Genomic DNA, 20,367 nt, shown 5'->3' on the forward strand with positions numbered 1-20,367 from the left:
TTTAGATTTATTCAGCTAACCCTAATTATTAATGAACTTTAAGCTTCGATCGAGAATAAAAGTGCTTCAGTATCGTAGTATTTATTCGTTAATCCCATTGATTGCATTCCTAATCTTTCGGTGACACGAATTGAGCGATAATTATCGGGATTAACCACCGCGTAGATAATCGGCAATTGTAAGGTGATTAAGCCGTATTCTAGAATAACTTTAGCCGCTTCGGTCATATATCCTTGTCCCCAATAATCGCACCGTAAATGCCAACCAATTTCGCTATCTGGGGTAGGATAACCGTGGTTATCGGGCAAATTCTGTAAAATTATCGAACCGATAATCTGATTATTTTTTCGATCGATCATTGCCCACCAATCGCTGCCATTACCCTGATTACGAATAGTTGGTAATCTTTCGGAAAAATGGGCATTTAAACTCTCAATATCCGTGGCTAACTGACGAATTCTCGGTAAAAAATCAGTGACTTCGGAATTTTGATAGATCTGAAAAAAAGACTCTTTGTCTGCGGGTAGTTGCCAAGGACGAAGAATTAGGCGATCGCTTTTCATTGTTTTTGTGAGCAAATTATAGCAATTCTCTTGCTGAGATTAGGGATTATTGTCAATAAAAAAACTTCTAAATCCTACGGCTAGTAAGGAACCACTTAGGACAGTTATCAATGTCCAAATTTGATTTTTTTGGGTTCCTTCGACTTTCTCTAAGCGTTTATTCATGTCATCAAATTTACTATCAAGAGTTTTAATATCACCTTTAACTTCCGTGAGTTCAATCTTTAAATCGGTAGTATCTTTTTGAAGATTTTTGACATCAGCTTTCATTTCTGCTTGTCCATTCTCGATCACCTTCAATCGATTGTCCACCTCAATCAGTCGAGTTTCCACGGTAGTGAGTCGATTGTCCATGGTAGTGAGTCGATTGTCCACAGTAGCGAGTCGATTGTCCACGTCAATCAGTCGAGTTTCCATGGTAGTGAGTCGATTGTCCATGGTAGTGAGTCGATTGTCCATGGTAGTGAGTCGATTGTCGATCTCGTTGAATCGATGTTCGATTATCTTCTGTCCATTGAGGATTAAATCTTCTAGTCTTTTTAAATCATTATTGGTAGTAGTGGTGGTGGTCATTGATTAAACTCCTATAATTTCAATTCGCTCTTATCTTTATTATTACAGCCTTTCTTATAAACATGAAGTATAACCGAATTTGGTATTGACAACCGACTCCCCACTTCCCCACTTCCCCACTTCCCCACTTCCCCACTTCCCCACTTCCCCACTTCCCCACTTCCCCACTTCCCACTTCCCCTATACCTTTTCAACAGGATTTAGTATTAGTTATAGCTTTGGTGCTTGAGCAAATATGTTCAGCGAGGCTCACTCCCGTTAGAGTGAGATAAGATTAACTCTTATTCCTCACCCTAACTACTAGGAAAAACCGGCAATTAAATTAGGCACCTTGCCGCAATTTGTCCAAAACCGATCGATCTTCTAGAGTAGAAGTATCACCAGAAATCTCTTGACCTGATGCTAAAGTTCGCAAGAGACGACGCATAATTTTACCCGATCGCGTTTTTGGCAGTACATCGGTAAAACGGATTTCTCCCGGTCGAGCAATAATGCCAATTTCCTTGACAACGTGATCCTTTAATGCTTGCGCTAACTCCGGACTCGCTTCATAATGCCCCTCGAGAGTCACAAAAGCATAGACTTCTTCCCCTTTAATTTCATCCGGTCGTCCCACCACAGCCGCCTCCGCTACCGCGGGATGGGATACTAAAGCTGATTCGATCTCCATTGTCCCTAAACGGTGGCCAGAAACGCTCATCACGTCATCGACGCGCCCCATTACCCAGAAATAACCGTCTTCGTCCTGACGACTACCATCCCCGGCAAAATAGAGATATTGGCCATCTTTGGGGGCGATATGTTCCCAGTAGGTATTGCGGAAGCGATCGGGATTTTTATAGACTGTTCGCATCATACCGGGCCAGGGATGTTTGACCACCAGATAACCCCCCTCATTCGCGTGGGTGGGATTACCTTCTAAATCGACCACTTCGGCGATAATACCGGGGAAAGGTAGGGTTGCTGACCCCGGTTTGGTGGCAATTGCCCCGGGTAAGGGAGTAATCATAATCCCCCCGGTTTCCGTTTGCCACCAAGTATCGACAATCGGACATTTTTCCTTACCGATAACTCGGTGATACCACATCCACGCTTCCGGGTTAATCGGTTCTCCCACGGTTCCCAGTAAGCGCAAAGAGGATAAATCCCGGCTATTGGGGATGTCTTCACCCATTTTGATAAAAGCGCGGATAGCAGTGGGGGCAGTATAAAAGATATTAACCCGATATTTCTCGATGACATCCCAAAAACAGCCTAAATTAGAGGGACGGGGAACCCCTTCATACATTACCGTCGTTGCACCATTGGAAAGCGGTCCGTAAACGATATAACTATGGCCGGTAATCCAACCCACATCGGCAGTACACCAGTAAACATCGGTGTCTTTCAGGTCAAAAATCCATTTGCAGGTGACATGGGTGTAGAGATTATAACCGCCGGTGGTGTGGACGACTCCTTTCGGTTTGCCGGTGGAACCACTGGTGTAGAGGATAAATAACATATCTTCGCTATCCATCGGTTCGGCCGGACAGTTAGCAGATACCTGTTTTTGTAGATCATGCCACCAGTAATCGCGATCGGCAACCATATTGATGGGTTCCTTGCTGCGCTGGACAACGAGAACTTTTTCCACACTGGGGGCGCTATTATCGGCTAGAGCCAGATCTACCTGTTCCTTGAGGGCAACGACTTTATCCTTGCGGAAACCACCATCGGCAGTGATTACCACCTTAGCGGCCGCATCATTAAGACGATCGCGCAAAGCATCGGCACTAAATCCCCCAAAAACTACACTGTGGGGCGCGCCAATTCTGGCACAGGCTAACATAGCGATGGCCGCTTCGGGAATCATCGGCATATAAATTCCGACCACATCGCCTTTTTTCACGCCTAATTCCTTTAAAGCGTTGGCAAATTGGCACACTTCTCGGTGTAGCTGTTCGTAGGTAATGGTGCGGCTGTCTCCCGGTTCTCCTTCCCAGATGATGGCGGCTTTATTGCGTCTCCAGGTGGTGAGATGTCTGTCAATACAGTTGTAACAAATATTAATCTTGCCGTTGACGAACCATTTAGCAAAGGGGGGCTGCCAGTCAAGAATCTCTGACCATTTTTCAAACCAATGTAATTCTTTTTCGGCTAATTGGGCCCAAAAAGCCGAGGGATCGGCCTTGGCTTTGGCGTAGAGTTGCTGGTATTCTTCAAAGCTTTTAATGGTGGCATTCTGGGCAAATTCGGCACTGGGAGGAAACAGCCGATTTTCCTGTAGGATCGATTCGATCGCTATTTCTGTCATACTGGCAAACGAAATAAATTATCTTGCGATCCAGATTACCTTTTTCGGTTCCCCCCGTAACCCCGGCAAGCAATTCTTTAAGGCTATTTTAGAATTGCCCGATCCCTGACTAGCGATCGCCATTTAGCCCCAAGTGTTACAGAGTTTAAAGTTATGTCACCGATCGAGCGATGAACAGATCGCTGTAAGGTAAACTAACCGATAAACCCGAAATTTAACATGGAGAACACTCGGTAAGGAGTCATAATTCAATGTCTCATAGCGTTAAAATTTACGATACCTGTATCGGTTGCACCCAATGCGTTCGGGCTTGTCCCCTCGACGTGCTGGAAATGGTTCCCTGGGATGGCTGTAAAGCTGCCCAAATTGCCTCCTCCCCCCGCACGGAAGACTGTATTGGTTGTAAACGTTGCGAAACGGCTTGTCCGACGGATTTCCTAAGCATTCGGGTTTATCTCGGAGCAGAAACCACCCGCAGTATGGGTCTAGCCTACTAGGCCTGGCAATCATTCTGTGTTTAACATTTAGCGAAAACTAATCTTGTTAAGAGGACTAACCAGTCCTCTTTTTTTGTTATACTCCCGTCGCTAGTTCAAATTTTAGTAAGGGCTGGCTGAATAATGGTACAAACCTTACAGGAAAGGGCTTTTAGACTTTTTTCCCTCAAAAAGTGCTGACCCTTGGAGTGATCGGGGGTAAAATTCAGGTACTTTTTCCCTGAAAATTAGGTAACTGACCACCTCAAAATCGGTAAAACCCTACACCCCCCCTGCCCCTAGGGCTGTTTCATTTAAATTAATTACAGCTGATTTTGAGTCAATAAATTTGACCGAAGATTCTCAAGTTTATCTTTTTCTAATCAAAAGAGTTAGTCACAATAACTAATCTTTAATCTTCTGCCAATATTTATTATGAATAAATTGATAAAGCCTGTTCCCAAGCCACTAAAAGCCTATCTCTCTTGAAATTGTCTGAGAGTACATCCTGTTAATTTAGCTAATTTTTCTGCTTCTTACGTCGATAAAACTATCAATTTTTCCCAACGTTCAGCTAACCACCTCTGTCCCTCTGTTATTGAGAGAAAACCCAAACCTCTGAAAAGATTCAATCCTATAGTTGTGAGAATTGACCAATTGCTGGCCGCTTGAAAATCACTTATCTCGCTTTTATCTTCCTCAAAAATTACATCTTTTACCCAATGTAACTGATTTTCTATTTTCCAATGTCCTCGAATAATTTTAGCAAATACTTGAGCGGATTCGGTTAGGCTACTGATATAGTAAGCTGTTTCTTCATAGGTTTTATCCCCGCGACTACCCTTTCTTTCTACTTTAATAACTCTTCGCAGATTTTCAAACCCTTGTCTTTCATTTTTTCTCACTTTAAAAACTTCTATTTTTCTTGATATTTTTCGTCCATGACTATTATCTTGTTCAAGAAAGCAACTTTCTGGCTTTGAGGAATTACTCAGGTCTTGTATTCGCTTATAAAGATTTTTCTGATTTCCTTTAACGGTGATAACATAGTCATTTTTAGTCTTGGCTATTAAGCTGATTGTTTTTTTCTGACAGTGTAAAGCATCGCCAGTAAAAACTTTATTTTGGAGAGAGCAATCCTCAATTATAGCTTGCCCTTCGTCGATTTCAGACCCTTTTTTGTTTTCGATTCTTTTTAAGTGTAATACTAATCCACTTTCTTGACTAAACAATGAGACAAACATGATAAAATTTTGTTGTTCATTATTAGGATTCTTTAGGGTGTTTTTGAGACTTTTTCCATCCATACCTAGCCAATTTATATCATCTCTTTGTCCATATTCTTCTAATGCCCATTCATTAAACATTTTTAACAAAATCTGCCATTCTACTCCCATCATTACCCTTCTAATTGTTGAATAGGATGGGACTCTTTCTGGAATTATGTTAAATTCTTGACTGAGCCTGTGCCGATTATTTTTAGCAAACTCTCCTAGCTCTCTATAACCTGAGTATCCTAGCATTGTTCCCAGTATTATTACTACTAATACTATCCATAAAGGGTGTCTTTTTCCTTTATCTTTCCGAAAGTCCTTGACTTGTTTCAGTTTTTCTATTAAGCTCAACATATATTTGAAACCCACATTCCGCACCCTCAACTGTCACATAAGCTGTCCCCCGCCAGAGACTTGAGTAAAAATACTTAGCTGGTGAAGGTTTTCTCGGTGGCCGCTAGGGGGGCTTTGAGACCCTAATTATGAAAAAATAGGAATTGTTGGAAAACTGAGGCGAGTGGACTGTTCGACCATGAATCAATCAACAGAAATTGAAGTCAAAAATCTAGACCATCTGGGATTAGTAGCCGGAATTATCGATGAAATAGGAATCGTTGAAATTATCAACGAACAAGTCTCAATTGAGCGAGGAGAAATTGTCACAGCTGGGCAAGTCGTGAAAGCAATTATCCTGAATGGATTGGGATTTGTCTCCCGAGCCTTGTATTTATTTCCTCAATTTTTTGAAGATAAAGCAACCGAACATCTGCTGGGAGAGGGCATCGAACCAAAACACCTGAATGATGATAAAATTGGTCGAGTAATGGACAAACTTTATCAACTTAATGTTTCGGTCATTTTCCTACTGATTAGTTTAGCGGCCGTGAAAAAATTTGGTGTAGCAACCGAGAACTCCCATTTAGATTCGACTTCTCTATCAGTAGAAGGAGAATATAAAAAGGAATACCCAACAGTAGAAATCCTGAAATCAGGAGCAGTGGGAGAAGAAATTGAAACCGGACAACAGCCAATAAAAATTACCTACGGATACTCCCGCGACCGAAGACCTGACTTAAAACAATTTATGATTGACTTAATCGTAAGTGGGGATGGAGATGTACCTTTATTCCTGAAAGTAGGGGACGGAAATGAAGCGGACAAAGCAGTTTTTGGTCAAATCGCCCGAGAATTTAAAAAACAAGTTGACTTTGACAGTTTAATAGTCGGCGATAGCGCCCTCTATAGCAAAGAGAATTTAAAACTAATGAAAGAAATGCGTTGGTTGTCTCGAGTACCATTAAGCATTAAAGAGGCTCAAGAGTTGGTTGATAGCATCTCAGAAAAAGAGTTAACCGATTCAGAAATACCGGGTTATTCCTGGCGGGAAACCATCTCTAACTATGGGGGTATAGAACAAAGATGGTTGCTAGTTGAAAGTCAAGCTAGACAAGAATCAGACTTGAAAAAATTAGAGAAAAAAATCGAGCAGGAAAAGAATTCTGCCCAAGAAAAAATCCGGCAACTATCCCGAAGAGAATTTGAGAATAGAGCGGTGGCGTTGGCGATAGCCAAAGGATTATCTGACTCCTTAAAATCTCATCAGTTAACGGAGATTAAACCCACATTCCGCACCCTAAGTGTCACAACGTCTCAAAAGAGGAAGGGGCGCGAGTCAAAATACTTATCTAGAGGAGTGAGTTGGCGGCAAGCTGCCGGCAACTAAGCCGAAAATTTCAGAGTTCCCCCGGTCATTCTCAATAAACAGTGCTTGTTGAGAATGACTAGGCAATCAGACTTAACATCTAGGGGGAGATGTTCCAGTTGCTCGCTTTGTTTTGTCACCCCTTGAAGTCAATCCATCTGGTCAAGATAAGAGATAATATTCCTGGCAAGGTTTGGGGAAAAATCTCAAAATGTTGCGCCTCTCATCCGTTAAGTTGCTAATCTTTTGATTGTCTTGAATACGGACGAGATGAATCCCTTGAAAGCCCTGAAATATCCAGCGTAACGTCGGTCGGTCAGTTAACTTACCCAACGGATTTTTCAGTCCCGTCTCCTGCTGTTTTAAACTTAAACGAAGTTGTCTTTGACCAATAGTATAAACCAGCAGGCACAAGCCCATGAGCATGGCCATGACCTCGATTCTATGGGGAGATTTGAGAAAGACACTGTGGGCAAAAAAGCAGGGGTCTTTGAGAAAAGAAAATCCTCTTTCCGGAGCTTGTTGCCCTTTATATTTTTTGAGTATATCCTCACTGCTTAATCGTTGTTTCTCCAAATCGTTAGTTGCTAAAACGAATCGTCCTGCTCGTTTCTTTAGCCTCTCAATGGCGGTCAAATTCAACTCTAATTTGGCTTGAACTTGATAGCTTTGAGAGGGTAAATCGTCTTTTGATTTGAGTTTTGACCCCTGGGACTCAGGCGGAATGAGATTGACTTTAATCTCCGTTAACTGATGAGATTTTAAGGAGTCAGATAATCCTTTGGCTATCGCCAACGCCACCGCTCTATTCTCAAATTCTCTTCGGGATAGTTGCCGGATTTTTTCTTGGGCAGAATTCTTTTCCTGCTCGATTTTTTTCTCTAATTTTTTCAAGTCTGATTCTTGTCTAGCTTGACTTTCAACTAGCAACCATCTTTGTTCTATCCCCCCATAGTTAGAGATGGTTTCCCGCCAGGAATAACCCGGTATTTCTGAATCGGTTAACTCTTTTTCTGAGATGCTATCAACCAACTCTTGAGCCTCTTTAATGCTTAATGGTACTCGAGACAACCAACGCATTTCTTTCATTAGTTTTAAATTCTCTTTGCTATAGAGGGCGCTATCGCCGACTATTAAACTGTCAAAGTCAACTTGTTTTTTAAATTCTCGGGCGATTTGACCAAAAACCGCTTTGTCCGCTTCATTTCCGTCCCCTACTTTCAGGAATAAAGGTACATCTCCATCCCCACTTACGATTAAGTCAATCATAAATTGTTTTAAGTCAGGTCTTCGGTCGCGGGAGTATCCGTAGGTAATTTTTATTGGCTGTTGTCTGGTTTCAATTTCTTCTCCCACTGCTCCTGATTTCAGGATTTCTACTGTTGGGTATTCCTTGTTATATTCTCCTTCTACTGATAGAGAAGTCGAATCTAAATGGGAGTTCTCGGTTGCTACACCAAATTTTTTCACGGCCGCTAAACTAATCAGTAGGAAAATGACCGAAACATTAAGTTGATAAAGTTTGTCCATTACTCGACCAATTTTATCATCATTCAGGTGTTTTGGTTCGATGCCCTCTCCCAGCAGATGTTCGGTTGCTTTATCTTCAAAAAATTGAGGAAATAAATACAAGGCTCGGGAGACAAATCCCAATCCATTCAGGATAATTGCTTTCACGACTTGCCCAGCTGTGACAATTTCTCCTCGCTCAATTGAGACTTGTTCGTTGATAATTTCAACGATTCCTATTTCATCGATAATTCCGGCTACTAATCCCAGATGGTCTAGATTTTTGACTTCAATTTCTGTTGATTGATTCATGGTCGAACAGTCCACTCGCCTCAGTTTTCCAACAATTCCTATTTTTTCATAATTAGGGGTCTCAAGACCCCCCTAGCGGCCACCGAGAAAACCTTCACCAGCTAGGTATTTTTACTCAAGTCTCTGGCGGGGGACAGCTTATGTGACAGTTGAGGGTGCGGAATGTGGGATTAAAGTCAATCTCATTCCGCCTGAGTCCCAGGGGTCAAAACTCAAATCAAAAGACGATTTACCCTCTCAAAGCTATCAAGTTCAAGCCGGGAGCATCTCACCTTTGCAATGAGCATAAATACTTAGTGGAAAAATAGGCTTTTCGAGGGTAATTCTTGTTTTAATTCTCCATGTACGCAGTCTTTAAAAGCCTCTATTTCGTTCCAAGACACGATTAAGAGTGGCTTTTAGGCTAAGTATAATTACTTATCGCGTAAGTGAGATGCTCCCGTTCAAGCCAAATTAGAGTTGAATTTGACCGCCATTGAGAGGCTAAAGAAACGAGCAGGACGATTCGTTTTAGCAACTAACGATTTGGAGAAACAACGATTGAGCAGTGAGGATATACTCAAAAAATATAAGGGGCAACAAGCTCCAGAAAGAGGATTTTCTTTTCTCAAAGACCCCTGCTTTTTTGCTGACAGTGTCTTTCTCAAATCTCCCCATAGAATCGAGGTCATGGCCATGCTCATGGGCTTGTGCCTGCTGGTTTATACTATTGGTCAAAGACAACTTCGTTTAAGTTTAAAACAGCAGGAGACGGGACTGAAAAATCAGTTGGGTAAGTTAACTGACCGACCGACGTTACGCTGGATATTTCAGGGCTTTCAAGGGATTCATCTCGGGGAGCAAGTCAAAGCTGAAGAACAAATAAACTACTTGACAAAAGCATCAATTGGGTATGGGATAGAGAAAAGAGTAGGGAAAAGACAAAAATGACTCCAGAGCAACAACAAGAACTTAACCAACATATTCAAGCGATAGCCAAGATTCTTCATCAGGAAGCTGAGGCTGAAAAAATTCAAACTTTAGAGGGAATAGAGACGACAATAAGAGAACAGACCTGAAAATATATAACTCCGAAACTAGGATTTTTTTTGGTCACAAAAACGACAGGAACTCAAGCCGGGAGACCGAGAAAAATAAAAAGCATCATCGGAGAATTATGCCTGACAGAAAAACAAGCAATCCGTTTAAATATTCCTCGTAATAACCAAATTAGTCCTTACTTAGAACGCTGTTGTTTAAGAGCTAGTGCCAATGTTTCTTATGAAAATGCCGCCAGAGATATTCAATTTTATATAGGGATGAAGGTCTCGGCTAGGACTCAACAACGATTAGTCCATCGCCACCAATTTGCCGAAGAAGAATCAGGAAACCCCGTTCAAGAAATTAGTCTAGATGGAGGAAAAGTGCGCTTAAGAACCGAAACTAAGGGAGAGGCTTGTATCTGGAAAGATTATCAAGCAATCTGTGTTGATACTTTCCTAAGAAAAGCTTGGTTTGGAGAGAATGAATCGTTAATATATTGGGTTAATCAACAACCTTTATCTGACCCCCTTACCTGTTTGGGAGACGGACATCCCGGTATTGGGAAAATTGTGAAAAACTGGGATTGTCCAGGAGAAAAAAGAGAAATACTTGACTGGTTTCATTTGGTAGAAAATCTTCATAAAGTCGGCGGTTCAGTGAAGAGATTGAAAAAAGCAGAAAGTTTATTATGGCAGGGCAAAATTGAGGAAACAATAGCATTAATCTCTCCTTTAAAAAACGAACGAGCTGAAAATTTCTGTCGTTATTTAGAGATTCATCGTCATCGAATTGTTAATTATAATTACTATCAACAAGAAGAGATTTGCTCTATTGCTTCGGGAGCCGTTGAATCCACGGTTAAACAGATTGACCGACGACTGAAAATTTCTGGAGCCCAGTGGAATGAAGAAAATATCCCTCAAGTGCTTAAACACCGCTGTGCTTACCTAAATAACAGTCTTTAGCTATTGAATAGTATTTATGTTCTGACAAAACTGACTTGCTCCCTTCATCTCGTCCGTATTCAAGACAATCAAAAGATTAGCAACTTAACGGATGAGAGGCGCAACATTTTGAGATTTTTTCCCAAACCTTGCCAAGAATATTATCTCTTATCTTGACCAGATGGATTGACTTCAAGGGGTGACAAAACAAAGCGAGCAACTGGAACATCTCCCCCTAGATGTTAAGTCTGATTGACCGGTCATTCTCAACAAGCACTGTTTATTGAGAATGACCGGGGGAACTCTGAAATTTTCGGCTTAGTTGCCGGCAGCTTGCCGCCAACTCACTCCTCTAGATAAGTATTTTGACTCACGCCCCTTCCTCTTTTGAGACGTTGTGACACTTAGGGTGCGGAATGTGGGTTGAAAAGTTGCCGGTCACTCCTCATTTTACAAAGACAGTGATCGCTTTTACTTTTGATATTCTGATGGGAGAATGAAACAGCCCTACCGATGTCGGGGGGGTTGGGGGGGCCACACCCAGCCCCCACCAACAAACTTTTTCAGCAGACTCTAGTTAGGTAATTCCCCAAAAAGTTGCCGATATTTTTGCAGTTTTGCCTCCATTTCTACTAACTGCTGATTGACCTGTTCAGCCCGTTGGCGTTCATTTTCAGCCCGTTGTCGTTCATTTTCAGCCCGTTGGCGTTCATTTTCAGCCCGTTGCTTTTCCTGCTCCAGTAGTTGATTAATTTCGCTGTAGGACGAGAATTGAGTACCATCAGGACGATAAATTTTTAACTCGTCGGTTAAGTCAAACCGAATGCCTAAACGGGGACTCACCCAATTATTAACCTCACTAACACTGTCTAAACTGTCACCAATTCGCTGCCAAGCTTCTAGACTATTATCATCGGGATCATAGACGTAGTATTCTTGGACTCCATAGCGATCATAAAATAGCAATTTTTTGGCCATTTCGATGGAGGTGTTACTGGGAGAAAGAATCTCAAAGACGACTTGAGGAGCAAGATTATCTTCTTGCCATTGTTTGTAGGAACCTCGATCGCCTTTCGGTCTGCCAAATACTACCATCGTATCAGGAGCAGCGGCAATTTTCGGCTGGCCTTGCACGGGATACCACAACAGATCCCCCGCTACAAATACCTGGGGATCATCGATATATAACCAGTCGAGATTCTGCTTAATCGTCACTATCCAGTTAAATTGTTTAGTATTATCTGCCATCGGTTTACCGTCGCTCTCAGGATAGATAATCTCGGTTTTGTTAACTTGACTAACCATGGGGAATACCTGCCGAACTCATTGGGCTATTTTTATTATATAATAAACTTGAACTAAGTAAGGAAAAGACCGCTCTTGATTTTAGAACTACAGCAAGTAAATTTAGCTATCCGACGCGGCAGTGCTTATCTGTTAGAAGATATTACTTTTGGCATCAAGCAAGGAGAAAAGTTAGCTATTGTCGGAGCATCTGGGGCAGGAAAAACGACTCTTTTGCGATTGTTAAATCGTTTGCAAGAACCAAGCACGGGAAATATTTATTTTCAAGGTAAATCGATTAAGGAAATACCGGTTATTTCCCTGCGACAACAGATAGTTTTATTGCCACAAGAGTCGAAATTATTAGGGATGACTGTTCGAGATGCTCTCGCTTATCCTTTGCAATTGAAAAAATTTACTCCTGCGGAAATTAATCAGAGAATTGACCATTGGACATCCCTATTAAAAATTCCTCAACAGTGGTTTGAGCGCGGGGAGCTAGAATTATCTTTAGGACAAAGACAATTAGTGGCAATTACCAGAGCCTTGCTGTTAGAACCGAGCATACTGTTATTAGATGAACCCACCTCTGCTTTAGATACAGGCACGGCCACCAGGTTATTAGAAGTATTAAACAATCAAAGTTCAATGACGATAATTATGGTCAATCATCAACTAGATTTTTTAGGGGAATTTGCCGAGAGAGTTATTTATCTAGAAGCGGGAAAAATTGGTTCAGATTGCCTCGCCCATCAATTAGATTGGTTAGGGCTAAAAACTCAGTTAATTGATTTAGAAAAGTCTCGACAAAGTGACCACTGGTAAGATTAACTTAAAATTGCTGCGCCCTCCTGAAAAACTAATAATTCTCCTGAATTAATCGTTGTCCAAACTTCATTATCAGTTAAGGGAGTAGTGGCAATAATTGCTACTTGATCGCCCGGACGAGCTAAAGCTTGAAAATCAACGCTAACATCTTCATCAATTAAATGAGCGGCGGCAAAAGGATACTGACGGATTATATAGCTTAATTTAGTTGAACAATAGGCAAAAAAATGTTCACCATCGGATAAAAGATAATTAAAAATACCTTGACAAGCGATAGAGTTTGTGATAGTTTTTAGGACTTGATAAAGTTGTTCTAGGGAAGGTTTGCCCTGGGGAAAAGTCTCTCGCAGGGTATTAAGAATTAAACAGAAAGCTTTTTCCGAATCCGTCTCCCCAACCGGTTGATAAAAATCTCCCGCAGCCGGTGAGAAATTTTCTAAATTACCATTATGGGCAAAAACCCAATATTTCCCCCACAATTCCCGCCGAAAAGGATGACAGTTTTCTAGTTTAATTTCTCCTTGGGTGGCTTTGCGAATATGGGCGATAACATTGGTAGAATGGATGGGATAGTTTTTAATTAATTCCGCAATCGGAGAAGCGATCGAGGGTTTAACATCAATAAAAGTTCGACAACCTAAACCTTCAAAAAAAGCGATTCCCCAACCGTCTCGATGTTCGTCGGTTTTTCCTCCCCGCGCACAAAATCCTTCAAAGGAAAAACAGATATCCGTGGGGACATTACAATTCATGCCTAGAAGTTGACACATAGTTGCTTGAGTTTGAATATCAGATGCCAGCAAAATTACTTACTGCCAGCAGCCGTGACAGGAGACAGGAGAATTTTTTCCAGCTGCCTCTTGCCTATCCTAGCTAAGAAATTAATCTGGCACTAAGTAGGTAGGTGTTAAAAACTGTCAGACACCCCCCTTATCAAGGCTGACAGGGGGGATCAAACCCCCTCAAGGTAAGGTTGATTGTCGGTAGGTGTTAAAAACTGTCAGACACCCCCCTTATCAAGCTATCCATTAGTCGGATCTTTCTTAACAAAAAGAGAAGAAACTTAAAAAAAGGGGAAACGATTGATAGGTATAGTTTTGAAAGAAGGAATTAAGGTGGAGGTAAGCAAAAAAATGGAGAAATGGGCAGCCCAAGAATTACAGTATGCAGACCTAGGGGACACCAGAAGAAAGAAAAGGTTAATCAGTATCGTGGAAAACTTGGCCAGTCAACCTAGTACAAGTGTGCCACAAGCTTCAGGAAATCTAGCCGCAGCGAGTGCCACCTACGACTTTTGGAATTCCCCCTATTTTCACCCCTCAGATATAATTGCCGCCCAGGCCAAAAGTACAGTAGAAAGAATCAAAGAACATCCAATAGTTTTGGCAGTGCAAGACACAACAAGTTTAGACTTTACGACGCAAAAAGCCAAAAAAGGCATGGGTTATCTAGATTATAAAAAATCCTTTGGTCTCAAAGTTCATACCACCTTAGGAGTGTCCCCAGTCGGAATACCTTTAGGACTGATTAATCAATATGTCTGGGCAAGAGAAGAAAAGAATTTAGGGATTGCCAAGCAACGCAAAAAAAGAGAAACCCAAGAAAAAGAAAGTCAAAGATGGTTAGATTCTTTGTCAGAAACACAACAACAGATACCCGAAGATATTCAAGTAGTAACAATCGGAGATTGTGAGGCAGACATATTTGATTTATTTGCCCAATCAAGAAGTCCTAACTCTCATTTATTAATTCGAGGAACTCATAACCGAAAAGTTAACTATCTCGAAGACAAGCAAAGGTCAGGGCATTCAGAGCCTAAATATTTACATCAATCCATCAGAGAAATAAAAGCCTGTGGGACCTTAGATGTGCAAGTAAAACGCAATCCTAATCACGAGGCTAGACTAGCTAAACTAACAGTTAGATTTGCCAGTTTTGAAATACAAGTACCTAGCCATCACTCCAAGGCGACCCCTCGTCAACCGGTCAAATTACAGGTAATTTTAGCTGAAGAAGAAAATCCGCATAGCGGAGTTAATCCTATCAGTTGGCTGCTCTTAACTAGCCTAGACATTAGTAGCTTTGAATCAGCGATAACCTGTGTGCGCTGGTATAGTTATCGCTGGTTAATAGAACGCTATCATTTTGTTTTAAAAAGTGGTTGTGGATTAGAAAAACTGCAATTAGAAACGGGTAGGAGAATTGAGATGGCCTTAGCTACCTATTCAATTGTAGCTTGGAGATTACTTTGGTTAACCTATCAAGCACGCTTACACGGAGAGGAGAGTTGTGAAAGTTTTTTGGAAGAACATGAATGGCAATCTTTGTGTGCCACTATTCATAAAAAGAGTCCGCCACCTGAAAAGCCGCCCTCCTTTCGAGAAGCGGTCAGAATGATTGCTTCTCTTGGGGGGTTTTTAGGTAGAAAAGGTGACGGTGAACCTGGTGTTAAAACTATTTGGTTGGGACTGCGAAGGTTACATGATATCAGCCAGACTTGGAAACTATCTCATCAAATTAGTCCCCCTATAGAACCCCCTTGAGCCATCTGGCACACTTTTCTCTTTTTGTCAAATTTTATGTTAAGAAAGATGTGACTAATGGATAGTTATCAAGGGAGGCAGGGGGGATCAAACCCCCCTTATCAAGGGATTAAGGGGGGAGCCATCTTCAATTTAATTATAACCAGCTAATTAAATCAACTTTTGAAAGAAAAAAGGGCAAAAAATCAGATTTATAGCGATAAAATAACTATTTTTTTGCTTAAAAGTCCATTTATTTGCTGTTATTGCCTTTTATCTCCCTGCATCCCTGTTTTAACTCCCATGAATCCCAACTGGGCGATCGAGATTAATTTTTTGGACTGCTTATTGGATAGAATAGGAAGTTAGGCCATGTAATCAAATCTGTATCCTTAAGGCTATGACAACTATTTCTCGATCGATCCCCCAATCACCCACTAAATCCTCGTCTATCGGCGGCTGGCGCGGTTTGATCGAAGAATATCGCCAATTTCTGCCCGTAAGCAGTAACACCCCTGTAATTACCCTCCTAGAAGGCAATACACCCCTGATCCCCGCCCCCTATCTCTCAGCACAAATCGGGCGCGATGTCAAGGTTTTTGTCAAATATGATGGTTTAAATCCCACCGGCAGCTTTAAAGACCGGGGCATGACCATGGCCATCTCGAAAGCTAAGGAAGAAGGGGCAAAAGCGGTGATTTGTGCCAGTACCGGCAACACCTCGGCGGCGGCGGCAGCCTATGCAAGAAGAGCCGGGATGCGGGCCTTTGTGATTATCCCCGACGGTTATGTGGCCTTAGGAAAATTAGCCCAGGCTTTATTGTACGGAGCGGAAGTCATCGCTATTAATGGCAACTTCGATGATGCCCTCAAGATTGTCCGCCAACTATCAGAAAATTATCCCGTAACTTTAGTCAATTCCGTCAATCCCTACCGTTTAGAGGGTCAAAAAACCGCCGCTTTCGAGATTGTCGATGTCTTGGGTAATGCTCCCGACTGGTTATGTATTCCCGTGGGTAATGCGGGCAATATTAGCGCCTATTGGATGGGATTCTGTCAGTATCACCAGATAGGCAAATGTGACCGACTGCCGAAGATGATCGGTTTTCAGGCCGCCGGGGCCGCCCCTTTTATCTCCAAACAACCGGTTGACCATCCCGAAACCCTAGCCACGGCTATCCGTATCGGCAACCCCGCTAACTGGGAAAAAGCCTGGGCCGCTAGTCACGCTAGTCAAGGGCAATTTCACGCGGTCAGCGATGAGGAAATATTAGCAGCCTATCGGATTTTAGGGGGCCAAGAGGGGGTTTTCTGTGAACCAGCCAGCGCCGCTTCTGTGGCAGGATTATTAAAAGTGCATCAACAGGTTCCCGATGGGGCCACCGTAGTGTGTGTTTTAACGGGAAATGGACTAAAAGACCCAGATTCGGCGGTAAAACACAGCAATAATCAACTAAAATCTGGGATTGCGCCCGAATTAACCCAAGTGGCTCAAATTATGGGCTTCTAAGCTAACGTTAATTCGGTTAAGCAGTGCTTCTATAAAACTCCCTTAGAACTGGGAATTATACCAGCGCGACGGGGATCGATCGCTATGGCCATACTCATCGCCCGGGCAAAAGCTTTAAAAGTAGCCTCAATAATATGATGGGAATTAATCCCGTCTAATTGACGAATATGTAGGGTCATTTGACTGTGATTGACCAAAGCAACAAAAAATTCCCGCACTAGCTGAGTATCGTAGGTTCCCACTCTTTGGGTAGGAATTTCTAGACCATAACTGAGGTGGGGACGACCGGAAAAATCGAGGGCAACTTGCACTAAAGCTTCATCGAGAGGGGCGACAAAATGCCCGAAACGGACGATGCCTTTTTTGTCGCCTAAAGCTTGCAGTAAAGCTTGTCCGAGGGTGATTCCCACGTCTTCATTGGTGTGATGGTCATCAATTTCTATATCTCCGGTGGCGCGCACATCGAGATCGATCGCAGCGTGGGAGGCGATTTGCTGCAACATATGATCAAGAAAGGGAATTCCTGTCTGGGCGCGACAATTGCCGCTACCATCAAGATCGATCGTCACCTGTACATCGGTTTCTTTGGTAGTACGACTAACCGAGGCGCGACGGCAAGGTGAGACAAAAGAATCGGGTATCTGGGAAGTGGAAATCATTTAAGTAAAAATAAGTAGGTAGCCGTTAAAAATTATCAGATGCCCCCCTTATTAAGGGGGGATTAAGGGGGGATCGGCACCCCCCTTATCAAGGGGGCAGGGGGGATCGAATTATGGACTAGGGAGATGAGAGTTTTTTTCAGTAATCAGTGAACTTAAAACTCATATCTGATAACTGATAACTGATCACTGAAAAGGCTGATGGACTAACTTTCTGGTTCAGTTTTAGCTTCCGCTGGCGGACCGGGGGGCAAAGCTTCCTCGCTCAGGGGTTGAGGATTTTGGCTAGTGGGGGGACTAGCGGGGGAACCCTCCGGCTGATTGAGAGCGGGGGTTTGGGGAGGAGTTTCTGGGGCTTTTTGCTCGATTATCGCTTCTTTGGGCGGTTCTGGCTGGGTTTGGGGTGGATTTGGACCTGTGGTTTCGGGGGGCTTGACGTTATCCGGTTGGGGGCTAACGGCGGGTTGCGGCGGTTGATTAGGACGAAGCGGGGTTTCAATTGCCGGCGTTACGGGGGGGGAGTTACGGGTATTGAGGTTGCTACCCTCCGGTTTTGGGGGATTAGCGATCGCACCTCGGCACACTTCCGGGTTAGGGGCAAAACTGACTCGCACATGATAGCTTCTCGACGCACCACTGGGATTATTAAAGCGAGTTAAGCTTACTTCCCTAGCTGCCTGTTGATTGAAAATCGGGAAGCCAGCACTTTTAATCAACTGGGGTTCACTGCTGAGGCGGCCTTGGGCATCCACCGTCACCCCATAAACCGCCGTCCCCGCCAATTGACGGGAACAAGCCGTAGCGGGATAATTACCGGTCAAATTGACGGTAGTTATGCCTCTGCTGCCCTGATTGGGCTGATTTAGTTCATTTAAGGCGTTAGGATTAGTTTTTTGGACTCTGGCCAGCCAAGCCAGATTATTTCTCATGGCCTCCTCGTTACTGGTATTGCTTTTGTCCGCCTCTAGGGAGCGCAAACGTTCCCGCATTTCCCACATTAATTGTTGACGACGCTGTTCATCTAGGGGCGATTGACCATTCGGCTCCGGTGTGCGGGCTAGGGAATTGTTTAATTGTTGCTGCGCCTGTTGCGATGCACTAAGGGGCGAATTTCGCAATCTATCTAAAGTTAGATTATCTTGGTAGGGATCGAAGTAAGGCGGTATCCGGTTGTTATTAGTCTCCCTAGGCAGATTATCATTATCTGGCAGGGTGGGAACAGCAGGAGGACTGGGTAAACTGGGGGTAGAAGTGGGAAAATTGCGAGGAATCGGTAATCTACCCAGAGAGGGAATAGATGCCACGGGAGGAGAATAGATATTGACGGAGGGTAAAGAGGAGAGGGGAGGTAAAGCAGGTAAGGAAGGTAAGGGAGGAAGGGAAGAAACCGAGGGTAAAGGAGGTAAGGTGCTGTTATGGATGCCATCCATGGGGGGGAGAGGAGGCAAAGAGGAAGAAGACAAATTGGGGTTAGGCAGTTCTGGTAAGCTGGACAGGGAGGAGTCAAGACTGGGAAGACGTGACTGCTCTAGAGAGTTCAATTCAATCAGATTGACGTTGCGTAAATCCTTTTTTGGCTCCTGCGCTGGATTATTGAGGAAATTAGGTAAGATAATCGCTAAAATTAGGCCGTGAATACCAAGAGAAGCGGCGAACGAGAGATTATTAGAGTTAATTAGTTTATTTTCTTCGGTTTCTAGACCAAAATAGGAGGATGTCATAATCTAGTTAATTGAGCAGAGCCTGGAGGGGGAAAGTTAACTCTATTCTAATCGTCAGGGCGATTTTTTTTCTTGAGGGCGGGGAATTAATTGGTGTCAGTACCCCACCACCCCACACCCCACACCCCACACCCTGCCACCACCGAAAAACTTTTTCAGCCAACCCTACTTATGCGGTGAGCGGGCCACAGCTTTTAATTTGGGATACAATTCCGAAGGGTCTAACAAAGGGATAAACTCATCGATTGCCGGTTTAAAATTAGCCGGAAAATTCTCCCTAGTTCCAGGACTGTTAGGCGATTTAGGCACTGATTCTAATTCAGGGAATTTGGGCGTTTCCGGGGTTAACTGCGAGAATAATTCCTCCACATTACTCATCCCTTTGCGAGGATCATTAAAAAGAGAAGTTTCTAAGTTGAGTAAAGAATCTTTACTCGTGGCTACTGTGCCATTATTATCGGTTTTTCCCGCTTCTGGCTCTGGACAGGGCTGCTCAAGGGTGGGAGAAGGTATATTGATCTGTTCCCGTTTAGGGATAACTGCTGGTTTTTTGCCATCTAACTGGGAATCTAGCAAGTTTTTACAAACCAAGCGCTCGAATTCCCCCGTAAAATGAAAGGTAGGATGGCCGCGACGGTGCCAAATTTTGAGGATTTCCTCCACCGAAATGACTTTGTAACGTCCCTGATAGAGTGCCTCTAAAATCGCCATGCGAATCCAATTTAGCGAATAGATGGGCAACCAGCGCTCGATTAATTCTTGCGCTTTATATCCTCTCATTTCAAATCGATATTGGTTGAGTATAGTCGCTATCTGCATGAGGTTGATCTCTGGGCTAATCTCTGCCATAGAATTTACAAAAACAGTGAGCGCAATCGTTACGGCTACTAGGCACTCTATATATTAAGATTCTATTCAGGTTTTTCCTAGTGGTTTTTCCCTATTCTCCCCACACTTAACCCATTCGGCACATCTTCGCTCAAGGTCAGTTGACTCCCTACGTTCGGGTTCGCTTTCGGTGGCAATTTTTCCCCCGCTAACTCCTGCGCAGTTTAACGGCAGTCCTCTGGCGACCTTAAGATAGTTTTTGTTTTTCCCTTGACTATGGTGGCCAAGCATACACCTCTTTGCTACCACAATCTGAGTAATTTGTCAATAAAAAAGCAAAATTTCC

Annotated in this window: 17 protein-coding genes and 3 pseudogenes; 8 read left to right on the plus strand and 12 right to left on the minus strand. The window is 43.1% G+C overall.

Annotated features, from left to right (window positions below; genetic code table 11):
• Positions 1 to 38: 38 nt before the first annotated feature.
• The 4 genes from MAE_RS25845 to acs form a co-directional block, all read right to left on the minus strand.
• Entirely contained in the window at positions 39 to 563 is a 525-nt protein-coding gene (locus MAE_RS25845; protein WP_012268104.1) for a GNAT family N-acetyltransferase, read from the minus strand.
• A gap of 39 nt (positions 564 to 602) precedes the next feature.
• Positions 603 to 1,136 carry a hypothetical protein gene (locus MAE_RS25850; RefSeq protein WP_012268105.1) on the minus strand — a complete coding sequence of 178 codons (534 nt, stop codon included), beginning with the start codon at positions 1,134 to 1,136 and terminating at the stop codon, positions 603 to 605.
• 19 nt (positions 1,137 to 1,155) lie between these two features.
• Positions 1,156 to 1,311 (minus strand): hypothetical protein, encoded by a 156-nt coding sequence (locus MAE_RS35505; protein ID WP_012268106.1) that lies wholly within the window; start codon positions 1,309 to 1,311, stop codon positions 1,156 to 1,158.
• A 147-nt stretch (positions 1,312 to 1,458) separates the two neighbouring features.
• Positions 1,459 to 3,429: an acetate--CoA ligase gene (acs, locus tag MAE_RS25855; protein ID WP_012268107.1), complete on the minus strand. Its 1,971-nt coding sequence runs from the start codon at positions 3,427 to 3,429 to the stop codon at positions 1,459 to 1,461.
• A gap of 251 nt (positions 3,430 to 3,680) precedes the next feature.
• Between acs and psaC the strand changes: the two genes are divergently transcribed.
• Positions 3,681 to 3,926, plus strand: a complete 246-nt coding sequence (gene psaC, locus MAE_RS25860) for a photosystem I iron-sulfur center protein PsaC (RefSeq protein WP_002734319.1) — start codon at positions 3,681 to 3,683, stop codon at positions 3,924 to 3,926.
• Positions 3,927 to 4,441: 515 nt separating this feature from the next.
• Here the strand turns inward: psaC and MAE_RS25865 are convergent.
• Positions 4,442 to 5,533: an ISAs1-like element ISMae8 family transposase gene (locus tag MAE_RS25865; RefSeq protein ID WP_012268108.1), complete on the minus strand. Its 1,092-nt coding sequence runs from the start codon at positions 5,531 to 5,533 to the stop codon at positions 4,442 to 4,444.
• A gap of 178 nt (positions 5,534 to 5,711) precedes the next feature.
• On the opposite strand from MAE_RS25865, the pseudogene MAE_RS25870 reads away from it, so the two are divergent.
• Positions 5,712 to 6,797: pseudogene (locus MAE_RS25870) on the plus strand (IS1634-like element ISMae10 family transposase); the annotation flags it as partial.
• A 246-nt stretch (positions 6,798 to 7,043) separates the two neighbouring features.
• On the opposite strand, the gene MAE_RS25875 reads toward MAE_RS25870, so the two are convergent.
• On the minus strand, positions 7,044 to 8,702 hold the full coding sequence (locus MAE_RS25875; protein ID WP_012268110.1) for an IS1634 family transposase: 1,659 nt from the start codon (positions 8,700 to 8,702) through the stop codon (positions 7,044 to 7,046).
• Between the two features lie 142 nt (positions 8,703 to 8,844).
• On the opposite strand from MAE_RS25875, the gene MAE_RS33660 reads away from it, so the two are divergent.
• The 3 genes and pseudogenes from MAE_RS33660 to MAE_RS31130 all read left to right on the plus strand — a co-directional run bounded on the left by MAE_RS33660 (position 8,845) and on the right by MAE_RS31130 (position 10,690).
• Complete coding sequence (locus MAE_RS33660) at positions 8,845 to 8,985, plus strand: hypothetical protein (RefSeq protein ID WP_158303567.1); 141 nt, start codon at positions 8,845 to 8,847, stop codon at positions 8,983 to 8,985.
• A gap of 158 nt (positions 8,986 to 9,143) precedes the next feature.
• A pseudogene (locus MAE_RS25880) lies at positions 9,144 to 9,578 on the plus strand (IS1634 family transposase); the annotation flags it as partial.
• 50 nt (positions 9,579 to 9,628) lie between these two features.
• A pseudogene (locus MAE_RS31130) lies at positions 9,629 to 10,690 on the plus strand (ISKra4 family transposase).
• Between the two features lie 552 nt (positions 10,691 to 11,242).
• Here MAE_RS31130 and MAE_RS25890 read toward each other — a convergent pair.
• Positions 11,243 to 11,974 carry a Uma2 family endonuclease gene (locus MAE_RS25890; protein ID WP_012268115.1) on the minus strand — a complete coding sequence of 244 codons (732 nt, stop codon included), beginning with the start codon at positions 11,972 to 11,974 and terminating at the stop codon, positions 11,243 to 11,245.
• A 75-nt stretch (positions 11,975 to 12,049) separates the two neighbouring features.
• Here MAE_RS25890 and MAE_RS25895 point away from each other — a divergent pair, with 75 nt between their 5' ends.
• Positions 12,050 to 12,778 carry an ABC transporter ATP-binding protein gene (locus MAE_RS25895; RefSeq protein WP_041804419.1) on the plus strand — a complete coding sequence of 243 codons (729 nt, stop codon included), beginning with the start codon at positions 12,050 to 12,052 and terminating at the stop codon, positions 12,776 to 12,778.
• Positions 12,779 to 12,780: 2 nt separating this feature from the next.
• On the opposite strand, the gene MAE_RS25900 is transcribed toward MAE_RS25895, so the two are convergent.
• Positions 12,781 to 13,551, minus strand: coding sequence for a class II glutamine amidotransferase (locus MAE_RS25900; protein ID WP_012268117.1), 771 nt, complete (start codon positions 13,549 to 13,551; stop codon positions 12,781 to 12,783).
• A gap of 363 nt (positions 13,552 to 13,914) precedes the next feature.
• Here MAE_RS25900 and MAE_RS25905 point away from each other — a divergent pair, with 363 nt between their 5' ends.
• Positions 13,915 to 15,324, plus strand: coding sequence for an IS4 family transposase (locus tag MAE_RS25905; RefSeq protein WP_012263965.1), 1,410 nt, complete (start codon positions 13,915 to 13,917; stop codon positions 15,322 to 15,324).
• Positions 15,325 to 15,703: 379 nt separating this feature from the next.
• On the plus strand, positions 15,704 to 16,813 hold the full coding sequence (gene thrC / locus MAE_RS25910) for a threonine synthase (protein WP_012268119.1): 1,110 nt from the start codon (positions 15,704 to 15,706) through the stop codon (positions 16,811 to 16,813).
• Positions 16,814 to 16,842: 29 nt separating this feature from the next.
• On the opposite strand, the gene hisB is transcribed toward thrC, so the two are convergent.
• From hisB to MAE_RS25925, 4 genes are all read right to left on the minus strand, one after another.
• Positions 16,843 to 17,472: an imidazoleglycerol-phosphate dehydratase HisB gene (gene hisB, locus MAE_RS25915; RefSeq protein ID WP_012268120.1), complete on the minus strand. Its 630-nt coding sequence runs from the start codon at positions 17,470 to 17,472 to the stop codon at positions 16,843 to 16,845.
• Positions 17,473 to 17,678: 206 nt separating this feature from the next.
• On the minus strand, positions 17,679 to 19,193 hold the full coding sequence (locus MAE_RS25920) for an energy transducer TonB (RefSeq protein WP_012268121.1): 1,515 nt from the start codon (positions 19,191 to 19,193) through the stop codon (positions 17,679 to 17,681).
• A 7-nt stretch (positions 19,194 to 19,200) separates the two neighbouring features.
• Positions 19,201 to 19,356 carry a hypothetical protein gene (locus MAE_RS33665; protein ID WP_158303568.1) on the minus strand — a complete coding sequence of 52 codons (156 nt, stop codon included), beginning with the start codon at positions 19,354 to 19,356 and terminating at the stop codon, positions 19,201 to 19,203.
• 2 nt (positions 19,357 to 19,358) lie between these two features.
• Positions 19,359 to 20,042 carry a hypothetical protein gene (locus tag MAE_RS25925; protein WP_012268122.1) on the minus strand — a complete coding sequence of 228 codons (684 nt, stop codon included), beginning with the start codon at positions 20,040 to 20,042 and terminating at the stop codon, positions 19,359 to 19,361.
• Positions 20,043 to 20,367: the final 325 nt, after the last annotated feature.

Source organism: Microcystis aeruginosa NIES-843, from assembly GCF_000010625.1.
In the GTDB taxonomy this organism is placed as follows: Bacteria; Cyanobacteriota; Cyanobacteriia; order Cyanobacteriales; family Microcystaceae; genus Microcystis; species Microcystis aeruginosa.